Below are 12,641 nucleotides of genomic sequence, written 5' to 3'. Positions count from 1 at the left end.
CCGTATGTTTGTGCTGCCGCTACCAGTGCAATGTGCGTGCACGTAGCTGGCCCCGCCCAGGCGAGCGGTGGGCCGGCGACTCGGCGACGTATCGGAGTCGGAAACTCGTGCGCGCGATGAACCGCGATTGAGATGACCGACCAATAAATACCGATACTGTCACCGAAAGGCTCTTCACTCCCGTATGACTGCGCTGAAAAGCACAACCGAAACAACCCCAAAAACATTTGCTGAACTTGGAGTTCGCGACGAAATAGTACGCGCACTGGGCGAACGGGACATCGAGTGTCCTTTCGCCATCCAAGAACTCACCCTGCCGCTGGCACTGGCCGGAGACGATCTGATCGGCCAGGCCCGCACGGGCATGGGCAAGACCTTCGCGTTCGGCGTGCCGCTGCTGCATCGGGTCAGCTCCGGAACCGGCGTGCGACCGCTGACCGGCGCCCCCCGCGCCTTGGTCGTGGTCCCCACTCGCGAGCTGTGCTTGCAGGTCACCGAGGACCTGGCGGTGGCCGCCAAGTACCTCACCGCCACCACCGAGACCGGCGACCAGCGCCCGCTGTCGGTGGTCTCGATCTATGGCGGACGCGCCTACGAGCCGCAGATCGAGGCCCTGCGGGCCGGCGCTGACGTCGTGGTCGGCACCCCCGGCCGGCTGCTCGACCTGAGCCAGCAGGGCCATCTACAGCTGGGCGGATTGTCCGTGCTGGCCCTCGACGAAGCGGACGAGATGCTCGACTTGGGCTTCCTGCCCGATATCGAGCGCATCCTGCGCCAGATTCCCGCGGACCGGCAGTCGATGCTGTTCTCGGCGACCATGCCAGACCCGATCATCACGCTGGCGCGGACCTTCATGATCCAGCCCACCCACATCCGGGCCGAGGCGCCGCACTCGCTGGCGGTGCACGACACCACTGAGCAGTTCGTCTACCGCGCCCACGTCCTGGACAAGGTCGAGCTGGTCACCCGGGTGCTGCAGGCTCGGGAGCGGGGCGCGACGATGATCTTCACCCGCACCAAGCGCACCGCGCAGAAGGTTGCCGACGAGCTGAACGAGCGCGGTTTCGCGGTGGGCGCCGTGCACGGTGACCTCGGACAGGTGGCCCGCGAGAAGGCCCTCAAGTCCTTCCGCAGCGGCAGCGTCAACGTGCTGGTGGCCACCGATGTCGCCGCGCGCGGTATCGACATCGACGACGTCACCCACGTCATCAACTACCAGTGCCCCGAGGACGAGAAGATGTACGTCCACCGCATCGGGCGCACCGGCCGGGCCGGCCGCACCGGCGTCGCCGTCACGCTGGTGGATTGGGATGAACTGCCCCGCTGGACGATGATCGACAAGGCATTGGGCCTGGGCTCACCCGACCCGGCCGAGACGTACTCCAGCTCGCCGCATCTCTACACCGAGCTGTCGATCCCGACCGATGCCGCTGGCACCGTCGGCCCGCCGAGCAAGTCCGGGTCCAAGCCCCGTACGACGGAAAAACAGGACGACCAGCAGGGCGAGAAGTCGGGGCGCGCGCGCTCGGACGCTGGGCGCCGGCGGCGCACCCGCGGCGGCAAGCCGGTCACCGGACATCCCGCCACCACGCCGGTGGCCAGTGGCGAGACGGCCACCGAGACGGGGTCGGGTTTCGGTGCGAGCTCTCCGTCCGGCAACGCCGGGGCCACCCGGCGCCGTCGCCGCCGCCGCAAGCCTGCCGGCGTCCAAGACAACGCCGCCGCATCGGCTAACTGAACCTGCACCCGCGCATGGTGAAGCCGGAACGGCGCACCAGGGGTGACATCCTGGCCGCCGCAGCGATCGTGGTGGTCATCGCGCTCGTCACGTTGCTGATCTGGTGGACCAGTGATGCGCGGGCGACCGTCAGCCGGCCGGCCGCCGCTCCGGCACCCAACCCGAGCCCCGCCCGGGAGGTGCCGGGCACGCTCAAGCAGCTCTGGACGGCTAACAGCCCGGCCACCCGCGTGCCGATGGTGGCGGGCGGGACCGTGGCCACCGGCGCGGGACGCCTGGTGGAAGGGCGGAACCCGACCACCGGTGAGACGCTGTGGAGCTACTCGCGCGACACCGACCTGTGCGGCGTGAGCTGGGTGTATCGCTATGCCGTCGCGGCGTACCGCGATGATCGTGGTTGCGGCCAGGTGAGCACCATCGACGGATCGACCGGTCGTCGCGGCCCCGCCCGCAGCAGCTACGCGGACCCAAAGGTGCGGCTGTCCTCCGATGGCACCACGGTGCTGTCGGCCGGCAGCACCCGCCTGGAACTGTGGCGGTCCGACATGGTTCGGATGCTGTCCTACGGCGAGACCGACGCTCGGGTGAAACCGGCAAACCGGGGCCTGCACTCCGGATGCACGCTGGAGTCGGCCGCGGCGAGCTCTTCGGCGGTCTCGGTGCTCGAAGCCTGCCAGGACCAGGCGGACCTGCGGCTGGTGCTGCTGCGCCCCGGCAAGGAAGAAGACGAACCCGAGCAACGGATCGTGCCCGAGCCCGGGATTCGCGCCGGGTCGGGCGCACGCGTGCTGATCGTCTCGCAGAACAACACCGCGGTGTACCTTCCATCGCCGCAACCCCACGTCGAGGTGATCGACGAAACCGGAACCACCACGGCAAGCACCCTGCTGCCCAAACCCCCGTCACCGGCGGCCGTGGTGTCTCAGACCGGCAACCTGGTGACCTGGTGGACCGGCGATGCGTTGCTGGTCTTCAACACCGGAAAATTGACCCAGCGGTACACCATCGCCGCCGGTGACACGGCCGCGCCCCTGGGCCCGGGGGTGATGATGGCCGGCCAGCTGCTGGTACCGGTCACCGGCGCCTTGGGTGTCTACGACCCGGTCAGCGGCGCCAGCATTCGCTACATCCCGGTGGACCGACAGCCGAACACCTCGGCGGTGATCCCGGTCGTGGTGGGTTCCACGGTGATCGAGCAACGCGGCGACGCCGTGGTGGCGCTCGGCTGAGTGTCGGGGTGCCCGGGCGCGGCTAGGGCTCGACCGTGAAGGTGGGCAGGGGCTTGCCGGTCTTCCAGTGTTTGCGCAGTGCCTGCGCCAGCTCGCGATAGGCCAGCGCGCCCTTGTTCTTGCGTCCGGCCAGCACCGACGAACCCGACGCGGTGGCTTCGGCGAATCGCACGGTGCGTGGGATCGGTGGCGCCAGCACCGCCAGGCTGTACCGATCGGCGACGTCAAGCAGCACGTCGCGGGTGTGGGTGGTACGCGGGTCGTACAGCGTCGGCAAGGCGCCCAGCAACCGTAGGTCTGGATTGGTGATCTGCTGCACGTCGGAGACCGTGCGCAGGAACTGTCCCACGCCGCGGTGCGCCAGCGTCTCGCATTGCAGCGGGACGATGACCTCGTCGGCGGCCGTCAACCCGTTGAGCGTGAGCACACCCAGCGACGGCGGGCAGTCGATGATGACGACGTCGAACTCGTCCGACAATTTGGCCAGCGCCCGTTTGAGCGCGTACTCACGACCGGCCCGCATCAACAACATCGCCTCGGCGCCGGCCAAGTCGATGTTGGCCGGCAGCAGCGTCATTCCCTCCAGCGTCGTCACCAACGCGGCGCTCGGCTCGACTTCCCCGAGCAACACCTCATGCACGGACACCGCCAGTTTGTCGGGGTCGTGGCCCAGCGAGAAGGTCAAGCACCCCTGCGGATCCAAATCGACCAGCAGCACCCGCCGTCCCTTGTCCACCATTGCCGCACCGAGGGAGGCCACCGTCGTCGTCTTGGCCACTCCGCCCTTCTGGTTGGCCACCGCCAGTACCCGGATCTCTGTCACAGTGTCATCCTGGCATGTACTCGTCAGTCTGGCTGGGGCGATGGGTCCGGCATGTCGTCCGGCACAATCGTTCGGCATGGGCGTGCACAACCACCGACTCCTGCTGCTCCGCCACGGCGACACCGAATGGTCGAAATCGGGCAAGCACACGGGTCGAACCGACATCGAGCTGACCGAAACCGGCCGCGCGCAAGCGGAGCTGGCTGGGCGGGCGCTCAACGAGCTCGAACTCGACAATCCGCTGGTGATCAGCAGTCCCCGCAAGCGAACCCTGGCCACCGCCGAGTTGGCCGGGCTGACCGTCGATACGGTCTCCGAACTGGTCGCCGAGTGGGATTACGGTTCCTACGAAGGCCTGATCACGCCGCAGATCCGCGAATTCGAGCCGAATTGGCTGGTCTGGACGCACGGATGCCCCGGCGGGGAATCCGTGCAGCAGGTCACTGAGCGCGCCGACCGGGCCATCGCACTTGCGCTGGAACACATGACTTCACGTGATGTGGTGTTCGCCAGCCACAGCCACTTCTCCCGGTCGGTGACAACGCGTTGGGTCGAATTGGCATTGGTCGAAGGCAGCCGGTTCTACATGCCCACCGCTTCCATCGCCATTTGCGGATTCGAGCACGGGGTGCGTCAGCTGAGCGCGCTCGGATTGAAAGGGTTTTCGGACAGTTGAGAGCCAGCGAACCGCCGTTCGCACTGTGCGGGCCCCGGGGAAATCTGATTGCCGAAGGGGTGCGTACCAGTTACTCCGAAATTGCGGCGGCCCAGGCCGCACTGCGCTCAGGATCAGCACCAATATTGTTGGGCGCGTTGCCTTTCGACGTAAGCCAACCAGCGGCGCTGATGGTGCCGACGTCGGTGCGACGCGTGACGGGGCTGCCCGACTGGCCCACCGAAGCGCCGCCCAGGGTGCGCATCAGCGCCGCGGTGCCGCCACTTGCCGAACACCGCGCCCGGATCACCCGCGCGCGAGATCAGCTGGCCGCACCGCAGGGCTTGCTGCACAAGGTGGTGCTGGCGCGGGCCCTGCAGTTGACCGCGGAGACCGCTCTGGACCCTCGAGTCGTCCTGCGCAGGCTGATGGCGACCAACCCCACGTCCTACGGCTATCTGGTCGACCTGACCGCGGCTGGAGACTGCTACACCGGAGCGGCCCTGGTGGGCGCCAGCCCCGAGCTGCTGGTCGCCCGATTCGGCGATCAGGTCACCTGCCAACCCTTCGCCGGCTCCGCGCCACGCTCCGCGGATCCGGAGATCGACGCCGCCAACGCGACGGCGTTGGCCGGTTCGGCCAAGAACCGACACGAGCATCAACTGGTGATCGACACCATGCGCGAGGCGCTGGAGCCGCTCTGCGACAAGCTGAAAATCGCACCGGAGCCCGAACTGACCGGTACCGCCGCGGTCTGGCATCTGTGCACTCCAGTCATTGGTAAACTGCGCGATACCGCTACTACGGCAATCGATCTGGCATTGGCACTGCACCCCACCCCCGCGGTGGGCGGTGTGCCGACGAACGCCGCCAGCGAGCTCATCGCCTCGCTGGAGGGCGACCGCGGTTTCTACGCGGGAACAGTCGGCTGGTGCGACGCGGGCGGTGACGGCTACTGGGTGGTGTCCATTCGCTGCGCACAGTTGTCAGCCGACCGGCGCACCGCGCTGGCGCACGCCGGTGGCGGCATTGTCGCCGAATCCAATCCCGATGACGAAGTCGACGAGACCACAACGAAATTCGCCACAATATTGACCGCTCTAGGAGTCAAACAATGACCGAGAACATCCGCCGGGCCAAGCCGGAAGACACCGCTGAAATTACCGCCATGATCCGCGAGCTCGCCGAGTTCGAGCGCGCCGCCGACCAATGCACGGTCAGCGAAAAGCAGATATTCACAGCACTTTTCGGAGCTCTGCCGACGGTGCGGGGACACATCGTCGAGATCGACGGTCAGATCGCGGCGATGGCGCTGTGGTTTCTGAACTTCTCCACCTGGGACGGCGCCGCCGGGATCTACTTGGAAGACCTTTACGTGCGGCCGCAATTCCGCCGGCGTGGGCTGGCCCGAAGGCTGCTGGCGACGCTGGCCGCCGAATGCCTGGACAACGGTTACACGCGGCTGTCCTGGGCGGTGCTGAACTGGAACTCCAATGCCATTGCGGTCTACGACGCCGTCGGCGGGCAGCCGCAGAACGAATGGACCACCTACCGGCTGTCTGGCCCGGATTTGGTGGCACTGGCCGGACCCCGCTGATCCCCGGCGCCGGCCCAGCGCAGCGATGGGGGGCTGAACAGCAGCAGCAACACGGTCAGTGCCACGGCCCCCAGCGGAATGCCGAACACCGGCTGGTGCGAATCAGCGGTCAGATACCAGGCAACCGGCAACAGCAGTAGCTGGGTGACCACGGCCAGCCCCCGACCCCAGCGCCTACCGGCCACCAGAGCACATCCAGCGGCCAGCACCGCGGCACCGATGAGGACAAACCACACCGCGGTGCCCAGGCCGTTGACCTGGCGCTGATCGGCCCCTGCGAGCCCGCGCACTGCCAACACCGCCGCCACGATCAGCCCTGCGGTCCCCTGCACCGCCACGACCACTCCAGCGCCGCGGATGGGGGTCGGGGCTGGCACAGTCACAGCCTCAGCGTAGTCGTGGGGCCACGCCGAGGCGCACTCACGGCGCCGGGGCGTCCGATGGCGCGGCTAACCCGAAACAGACGACACCGACGCAGCAGGTTTACACGGCCTAGGCTCATGCCTCATGCGCGCCGTGTTGATCGTCAACCCAACCGCCACCTCCATCACACCGGCGGATCGCGAACTGGTGGTCAACGCGCTCAAGGGCCGCCTGGATCTCGACATCGAACACACCAAACATCGTGGCCACGCCACCGAGCTGGGCGAAGCGGCCGCCGCCGCCAGCGTGGACCTGGTGGTTGTGCACGGCGGCGACGGCACGGTAAGCGGAGTGATCAACGGAGTCCTGGGCCGCCCCGCAGGGCTCCGGCGTTGTTGATTAGCAGGCTTGTGAGCTGGGGAATTGTGGATTGAGGAGGTCTAGGCGGCGGTTGGCGGTCAAAGCGGTGATCCGGCAGGCTTCGGCGATGTTGTCGGCGCCGTTGAGGCGGTGCAGATTGATCGCGGTGTTGCGTAGCGTTGCTAGGACCTGTGCGCCGTTTCCGGTATGTGCCCTTTGACGGTCTTCGTCGAAGGTGACGTCGCGTATCCAGTGCAGGCTGTTCTCGATTCCCCAGTGTTGACGCATCCAGGTCATGATCGCGGTAGGGCGGGCGTGCTCGAACGGCAGGCTGCAGATGGCATAGACCACCTCCACGCTGCGCTGGTCGGTGGCGGTGATCAAGCGTTCACGAGTGATCCGGATGATTTGTTTTGCGTAGGGGAAGCCGATTCCTCGTGCAGCGGTGATGATTTGCAGGGTGTGGGTCTCGACACGGCCGTGGCCGCGGGAGTCGTCGGTAGCGGCTGCGGGCACCTCGGCCCAGGGCAGCGCGGTGATACGCGCAAGTATTTTGGCTTGGTTGGACTTGACGATCATCAGGTAGTGCGACTTCAAGGTGGCGCAGATCAACTTCGCGGTGACGACCTGGGTATGCATCGCATCCACGGTGACCAGCCACCGCAAGCTACCCGGCAGCAGCGTGAGCAGGGCACGTACGCAGGGAATTTCATTGCTTTTCTCGGCGACAGCGAGTTGACCGAGCACCAATCGGGCACGGTGGGCGAACACCGACACGAGATGCGTGGCTGTCGCTTTGGCGCGTAAAGCACCACGCAGCATCTTGCCGTCCAACGCGATCGGCACCAATCCACTGGGGTCGCTGCTGGCCACGTGTGCAGTGAAGTAACTGCCCATCCTGGCGTTGAGGTCGGCGGGGTCTAGCCGAGACAAAACAGCGCGGAAGGTCTTCTCACTGGGCCGCCGGAACCGGACCCCTAATTGGGCCAACACATCATCGGGAGCGGTGGCCGCCCATGTGGCAAAACCAGCATAGCCGCGCATCCCCGCGGCAGTGGCCAGAACCGCGATCGCCAACAAAGCCATCAGCGAATACCTCCGACCGCGTGGGTCCCTCGGGTCTGGCACCGAGGCCAACACATCGAGAAACTCCGATCCGATGAGCTCGCTGCGCTCACCAGGACTCCAGCGGTCGAACACCTCTGGAACCGACGACACAGGCAATACTGAAACGGTAGGCACGGGCAACTCCAGACCAACGACGAACAGTAACCAACTCGATCGTTCTCCAGATAGCCCGTGCCTACACTCCGGCCCCAATAGCGCGGCACCAAAGATCATCAACCCAGCTCACAAGCCTGCTAATCAACAACGCCGGAGCCCTGGGCCGCCCCGACTCAACCCCGACCGGCCCGCTGCCGGCCATCGCGGTCATTCCCGGCGGCTCGGCAAACGTCCTGGCCAGGTCGCTCGGGATCTCGCACGGCCCCGTTGCCGCCACCAACCAGCTGCTTCAGCTGCTCGATGACTACCGCCGCCGCCCGCAGTGGCGTCGAATCGGACTGATCGACTGCGGCGAGCGCTGGGCCGCCTTCAACACCGGCATGGGCGTGGACGCCGAGGTGGTCGCCGCGGTAGAAGCCGAGCGCGACGGCGGCAGGAAAGTCACTCCCTGGCGCTATGTCCGCGCGACGGTGCCCGCCATGCTGTCCAACGCCGGCCGCGAACCCGCACTCAAGCTGGAGATTCCGGGCCGTGAATCGGTCACGGAGGTGAGCTTTGTCTTCGTGTCCAACGCCAGTCCCTGGACCTTCGTGGACAACCGGCCGGTGTGGACCAATCCGGGCTGCACCTTCGAAACGGGCCTCGGAGTGTTTGCCATGAGGAACATGAAGACGATCCCGACGCTGCGGCTGCTGCGGCAGATGCTGGCCAAACGACGGAAGTTCGACAGCAAACGCCTCGTCCGCGACGACGACGTCCCAAGCCTGCGTGTTACCAGCACAGCCGCGCCGGTGGCCTGTCAGTTCGACGGGGACTACCTTGGGGTGCGCCAAACCATGACGTTCAGGGCCGTTCCGGAAGCGGTGGCGGTGGTCGCCCCTCCCTCCAAAAATCCCTGCTGAGCTGGGAAAAACCAAGTCGTGACAAGGTTGCGACAGCCAATCTACCCTCAACCGACGGGGCAGTGTAGTACAACTGTATAAGGGCTTTGGTAAGAGATCACCAAAGTGAGATAGCCCACGCGCTCACGTAACACTATTGACATCTGCGAAGCCTGTGAAACGATCAAAAGGTTGCATGCGAAGACATGTAGGGCTACAGAAACCTTTTCTTGTGCACATCGTTAACCGCCAAGGAAAAATCGGCTGTGCGCATTGCCGCGCACTTAGTGAGGACACTTAGTGAGGAGTAGTGACTAATGGATTGGCGCCACAAGGCGGTCTGCCGTGACGAAGATCCGGAGCTGTTCTTCCCGGTTGGGAACAGCGGTCCGGCAATCGCGCAGATCGCTGACGCGAAACTGGTCTGTAATCGGTGCCCTGTGACCACCGATTGCCTCAGCTGGGCCCTGAACACGGGCCAGGACTCGGGCGTCTGGGGCGGTATGAGCGAAGACGAGCGACGCGCCCTAAAGCGCCGCAACGCACGGACCAAGGCCCGCAGCGGAGTCTGACAACTCGGTACGCAGCTGTACGGCCCCGACAACGCGTCGGGGCCGTATTGTTGCGCGCTGCATTAGGCCAGCAGCCGGCCCCGGCGACCGATTGGCACTCGAAGCACCACGTCGGTACCTCGCCCGGGCGCTTCTCGCATCCCCAGCGAGCCATCCAGCTCCGCTGACACCAGGGTGCGCACAATCTGCAGGCCCAGGCTGTCGGACTTCTCCAAGCTGAAACCGGAGGGAAGGCCACGTCCATCGTCGTGCACCACAACATCGAGCCAGCGCGCCGAGCGCTCGGCCCGAATGGTCACCGCCCCCTGAGCCGCGGGATCAAATGCATGCTCGATCGCGTTCTGAACCAACTCGGTGATCACCATGATCAGGGCGGTCGCGCGATCGGAGTCCAGCACGCCGAGGTCACCGACGCGGTTGATCCGGATCGGCCTATCCACTGACGCCACATCGTTCATGATCGGCAAGATCCGGTCGATGACCTCATCGAGGTTGACCTGCTCATCGACGGACATCGACAGCGCGTCGTGCACCAACGCGATCGACGAAACCCGGCGCACCGACTCGATCAGCGCCTCTCGCCCCTCGGCATTGGTGGTGCGTCGGGCCTGCAACCGCAGTAACGCAGCAACGGTCTGCAGGTTGTTTTTCACCCTGTGGTGAATTTCGCGGATTGTCGCGTCCTTGGAGATCAGGGCCCGGTCCCGGCGCTTCACCTCGGTGACGTCACGAATGAGAATGGCGGCTCCGGCGCTGACACCGCCCACCACCAAGGGCAAAGTACGCAGCAGTACCGTCGCGCCTCCGGCGTCGACCTCCATCCGCATACTTCTGCCACCGACCAGCAGATCTCGGACGTGCTCAGCCACTTCTTCGGCCTCAAACGGATCCGAAATCAGCGGCCGCGTCACTTCGATCAGCTCGTGGCCCTCCAACTCGGTGGTCAAACCCATCCGGTGGTAGGCCGACAACGCGTTGGGGCTGGCGTAGATGGCGACACCGTCGACATCGAGGCGGATGAAGCCGTCACCGGCCCGCGGCGTCGAACGCGACATGGCGACGTCACCGACATCGGGGAAGGTGCCCTCGGCCAACATCTGCAGCAGGTCGGTGGCGCAGTCCCGGTAGGCGCTCTCCAAGTGTCCGGACGCGCGTTCGGCGGCGACCGCGGTTTGATGCTGCGTCAACACCGCGACCACCTGATCGCCGTAGCGCACCGGGGAGGCCTCGATGCTCGGCCCAGGCAGCTGGCCCAAGTGTTGTTGGTCGGCATCGCTGTCACGCCGGGCGCTACCGGAGGCGAACGTCTCGGCGACCAGCGGCAGCCGATCGGCTTCGACGACGCTGCCCACCGCGTCGGTCTGCAGAACCGTCGGCGCTGTGTTGGGCCGGCATTGCGCCACACAGACCAGGGCGCCATCGTCTCGGGCAACCCACATCAGGTAGTCGGCAAAGGACAAGTCGGCGAGCAGTTGCCACTCCCCCACCACCGCATGGAGGTGGTCCACCGCATTGCCGGGCAGCATCGTGTTTTCGGCCAGCAAATTACCGAGAGTGGACATCAACAGGCTCCAGAGTCGCTCCCGGACGCGGGGTTTTTGGGTTCAAGGGCTAACTGATCACCGCGATGAGGTCGCCGGCCTGGATAACGTCACCCACGGCCACACTCACTTTGCTCACGGTGCCGCCGATTTCAGCCAGGACCGGGATCTCCATCTTCATCGACTCCAGCAGCACGACTATGTCGCCTTTGCCGATCTGGTCACCTTCACTGACAACGACTTCGAGCACGCTGGCCACGATCTCGGCGCGAACATCCTCGGACATCTTCACCCCACTCGGTTCGGCCATTGCACATGCCGGCTGCTGGTCTATCGGCTCATGTATATCGAACCATAAGGCCACCCGGGGTCGCGGCGCGCGGGCTAGTGCGGTGGCACTGACTCCCGCGTGAGACACTTGCGACAACCCGGGCGGAACCTGGCCGCCCTGCATCGACCAACTACGGAGGTTCATCATGGCCAAGCGTGGCCGTAAGAAGCGCGACCGCAAGCACAGCAAGGCCAACCACGGCAAGCGGCCAAACGCCTAGCTCAGCGGCATAACCGCCCGCCCGCCCAGCCAAGCAAGCCGAAGGCTACCCGCCCCGCGGCCAGCCCGCTGAGCGGGCGGTTTTGTCGATCGCTCGTTACTCGCCGCCCCGGATGATGGTGGTGCAGCTGATCTGTAGGCGTACCCGCTCCCGCAGCCCCTCCGGGGCCTTCTCGCCCTGACACTTGGTGGCAATCAGTAGCTTGATCCGCTCCTCGAGCCCGTAATGCTTCAGGCATCCGGGGCATGCCTCGAGGTGCTTGCGCAGCTTCTGGCGCGTTTCCGGGGTGCACTCGCCATCAAGCAAGGTCCACACCTCGGCGATCACCTCCGCACAGCCAAAGTAGCCGTGCGAATCCTCATTGTCCGGCAACGAGTCGGGTGAGCCGGGAACTTCGCTCATGAAGACACCTCCTGGTGGGCCTGCTCACCGCGGACGAAGCCACGTTCCTTGGCCACATCCGCCAACAGGGTGCGCAGCTGCCGTCTGCCCCGGTGTAGCCGCGACATCACAGTCCCGATCGGCGTGTCCATGATCTCGGCGATCTCCTTGTAGGGAAAACCCTCCACGTCGGCGTAGTAGACCGCCATCCGGAATTCTTCCGGCAATGCCTGCAGCGCCTCGTTTATCTCAGTGTCCGGCAACGCCTCGAGGGCCTCGACCTCGGCCGAACGCAGCCCGGTCGAGGAATGCTCGGCGTTGGATGCCAGCTGCCAATCGGTGATCTCGTCGGTGGGATATTCCGCGGGCTGTCGCTGCTTCTTGCGATAGCTGTTGATGTAGGTATTGGTCAGAATCCGGTACAGCCACGCTTTGAGATTGGTGCCCTCCCGGAAAGAACGAAAACCCGCGTAGGCCTTGACCATGGTCTCCTGCAGCAGATCCTCGGCATCGGCCGGATTGCGCGTCATCCGCAGCGCGCCGCCGTACAGCTGGTCCAACAGGGGAATCGCGTCGCGCTCGAAGCGCGCAGTCAGCTGCTCGTCAGTCTCCTCAGGCGGCTCCGGGTCGGGCGCCTCAGCCAGGGTCACACCATCGATGTCGGCCATCTTGATAAACACGGTCCCTTCGGTCGAGGTGCCACCGGACAGCGTCGCTACCGACGCC

Annotated in this window: 14 protein-coding genes and 2 pseudogenes; 9 read left to right on the top strand and 7 right to left on the bottom strand. The window is 65.6% G+C overall.

All coding sequences use genetic code 11. The features are described from left to right. Window positions 1-184 precede the first annotated feature (184 nt). On the top strand, window positions 185-1,738 hold the full coding sequence (locus tag SHTP_RS06975; protein ID WP_096370156.1) for a DEAD/DEAH box helicase: 1,554 nt from the start codon (window positions 185-187) through the stop codon (window positions 1,736-1,738). 14 nt (window positions 1,739-1,752) lie between these two features. Next, the gene (locus SHTP_RS06970; protein ID WP_096370155.1) at window positions 1,753-2,967 is read left to right on the top strand and encodes an Rv3212 family protein; all 1,215 of its coding nucleotides are present in this window, start codon (window positions 1,753-1,755) and stop codon (window positions 2,965-2,967) included. 22 nt (window positions 2,968-2,989) lie between these two features. On the opposite strand, the gene SHTP_RS06965 is transcribed toward SHTP_RS06970, so the two are convergent. Next, entirely contained in the window at window positions 2,990-3,790 is an 801-nt protein-coding gene (locus SHTP_RS06965; protein WP_096370154.1) for a ParA family protein, read from the bottom strand. Between the two features lie 76 nt (window positions 3,791-3,866). Between SHTP_RS06965 and SHTP_RS06960 the strand changes: the two genes are divergently transcribed. The 3 genes from SHTP_RS06960 to SHTP_RS06950 are packed head-to-tail and all read left to right on the top strand — an operon-like array spanning window position 3,867 to window position 6,042. Continuing rightward, window positions 3,867-4,466: an acid phosphatase gene (locus SHTP_RS06960; protein WP_071497839.1), complete on the top strand. Its 600-nt coding sequence runs from the start codon at window positions 3,867-3,869 to the stop codon at window positions 4,464-4,466. Next, the gene (locus SHTP_RS06955; protein WP_096370153.1) at window positions 4,463-5,563 is read left to right on the top strand and encodes an isochorismate synthase; all 1,101 of its coding nucleotides are present in this window, start codon (window positions 4,463-4,465) and stop codon (window positions 5,561-5,563) included. The genes SHTP_RS06960 and SHTP_RS06955 overlap by 4 nt, the downstream gene beginning before the upstream one ends. Beyond that, complete coding sequence (locus SHTP_RS06950) at window positions 5,560-6,042, top strand: GNAT family N-acetyltransferase (protein ID WP_011740496.1); 483 nt, start codon at window positions 5,560-5,562, stop codon at window positions 6,040-6,042. Before SHTP_RS06955 ends, SHTP_RS06950 begins: the two co-directional genes overlap by 4 nt. Here the strand turns inward: SHTP_RS06950 and SHTP_RS06945 are convergent. Continuing rightward, window positions 5,994-6,425, bottom strand: a complete 432-nt coding sequence (locus SHTP_RS06945) for a hypothetical protein (RefSeq protein WP_172900515.1) — start codon at window positions 6,423-6,425, stop codon at window positions 5,994-5,996. The genes SHTP_RS06950 and SHTP_RS06945 overlap by 49 nt on opposite strands. Before the next feature lie 124 nt (window positions 6,426-6,549). Between SHTP_RS06945 and SHTP_RS06940 the strand changes: the two are divergent. Continuing rightward, window positions 6,550-6,783, top strand: a pseudogene (locus SHTP_RS06940) (diacylglycerol/lipid kinase family protein); the annotation flags it as partial. Window positions 6,784-6,804: 21 nt separating this feature from the next. Here SHTP_RS06940 and SHTP_RS06935 read toward each other — a convergent pair. Beyond that, on the bottom strand, window positions 6,805-8,007 hold the full coding sequence (locus tag SHTP_RS06935) for an ISAs1-like element IS2404/ISMul1 family transposase (protein ID WP_420872958.1): 1,203 nt from the start codon (window positions 8,005-8,007) through the stop codon (window positions 6,805-6,807). Between the two features lie 134 nt (window positions 8,008-8,141). Here SHTP_RS06935 and SHTP_RS06930 point away from each other — a divergent pair. Then, window positions 8,142-8,891 (top strand): annotated as a pseudogene (locus SHTP_RS06930) (diacylglycerol/lipid kinase family protein); the annotation flags it as partial. 296 nt (window positions 8,892-9,187) lie between these two features. Then, window positions 9,188-9,442: a transcriptional regulator WhiB1 gene (gene whiB1, locus SHTP_RS06925; protein WP_012393205.1), complete on the top strand. Its 255-nt coding sequence runs from the start codon at window positions 9,188-9,190 to the stop codon at window positions 9,440-9,442. A 62-nt stretch (window positions 9,443-9,504) separates the two neighbouring features. Here whiB1 and SHTP_RS06920 read toward each other — a convergent pair whose 3' ends face one another. Then, entirely contained in the window at window positions 9,505-11,004 is a 1,500-nt protein-coding gene (locus SHTP_RS06920; RefSeq protein WP_012393204.1) for a sensor histidine kinase, read from the bottom strand. Window positions 11,005-11,053: 49 nt separating this feature from the next. Further along, window positions 11,054-11,269, bottom strand: a complete 216-nt coding sequence (locus SHTP_RS06915) for a biotin/lipoyl-binding carrier protein (RefSeq protein ID WP_012393203.1) — start codon at window positions 11,267-11,269, stop codon at window positions 11,054-11,056. 190 nt (window positions 11,270-11,459) lie between these two features. Between SHTP_RS06915 and SHTP_RS30325 the strand changes: the two genes are divergently transcribed. Beyond that, the gene (locus SHTP_RS30325; protein ID WP_011728008.1) at window positions 11,460-11,534 is read left to right on the top strand and encodes a 50S ribosomal protein bL37; all 75 of its coding nucleotides are present in this window, start codon (window positions 11,460-11,462) and stop codon (window positions 11,532-11,534) included. 96 nt (window positions 11,535-11,630) lie between these two features. Here SHTP_RS30325 and rsrA read toward each other — a convergent pair whose 3' ends face one another. Beyond that, window positions 11,631-11,936, bottom strand: coding sequence for a mycothiol system anti-sigma-R factor (gene rsrA, locus SHTP_RS06905; RefSeq protein WP_096370151.1), 306 nt, complete (start codon window positions 11,934-11,936; stop codon window positions 11,631-11,633). After that, window positions 11,933-12,583, bottom strand: coding sequence for a sigma-70 family RNA polymerase sigma factor (locus SHTP_RS06900; protein WP_172900644.1), 651 nt, complete (start codon window positions 12,581-12,583; stop codon window positions 11,933-11,935). The genes rsrA and SHTP_RS06900 overlap by 4 nt, the downstream gene beginning before the upstream one ends. Window positions 12,584-12,641 lie beyond the last annotated feature (58 nt).

This window comes from Mycobacterium ulcerans subsp. shinshuense (assembly GCF_002355775.1).
Classification (GTDB): Bacteria; Actinomycetota; Actinomycetes; order Mycobacteriales; family Mycobacteriaceae; genus Mycobacterium; species Mycobacterium marinum.
Note: the sequence above shows the minus strand (reverse complement) of the source record. Positions and strands in the feature narration are given on the sequence as shown.

Coding starts and splice junctions, on each gene's coding strand:
- SHTP_RS06975 (WP_096370156.1), top strand. CDS start 185: ATGACTGCGCTGAAAAGCACAACCGAAACAACCCCAAAAACATTTGCT.
- SHTP_RS06970 (WP_096370155.1), top strand. CDS start 1,753: ATGGTGAAGCCGGAACGGCGCACCAGGGGTGACATCCTGGCCGCCGCA.
- SHTP_RS06960 (WP_071497839.1), top strand. CDS start 3,867: ATGGGCGTGCACAACCACCGACTCCTGCTGCTCCGCCACGGCGACACC.
- SHTP_RS06950 (WP_011740496.1), top strand. CDS start 5,560: ATGACCGAGAACATCCGCCGGGCCAAGCCGGAAGACACCGCTGAAATT.
- whiB1 (WP_012393205.1), top strand. CDS start 9,188: ATGGATTGGCGCCACAAGGCGGTCTGCCGTGACGAAGATCCGGAGCTG.
- SHTP_RS06920 (WP_012393204.1), bottom strand. CDS start 11,004: ATGTCCACTCTCGGTAATTTGCTGGCCGAAAACACGATGCTGCCCGGC.
- SHTP_RS06915 (WP_012393203.1), bottom strand. CDS start 11,269: ATGTCCGAGGATGTTCGCGCCGAGATCGTGGCCAGCGTGCTCGAAGTC.
- rsrA (WP_096370151.1), bottom strand. CDS start 11,936: ATGAGCGAAGTTCCCGGCTCACCCGACTCGTTGCCGGACAATGAGGAT.
- SHTP_RS06900 (WP_172900644.1), bottom strand. CDS start 12,583: ATGGCCGACATCGATGGTGTGACCCTGGCTGAGGCGCCCGACCCGGAG.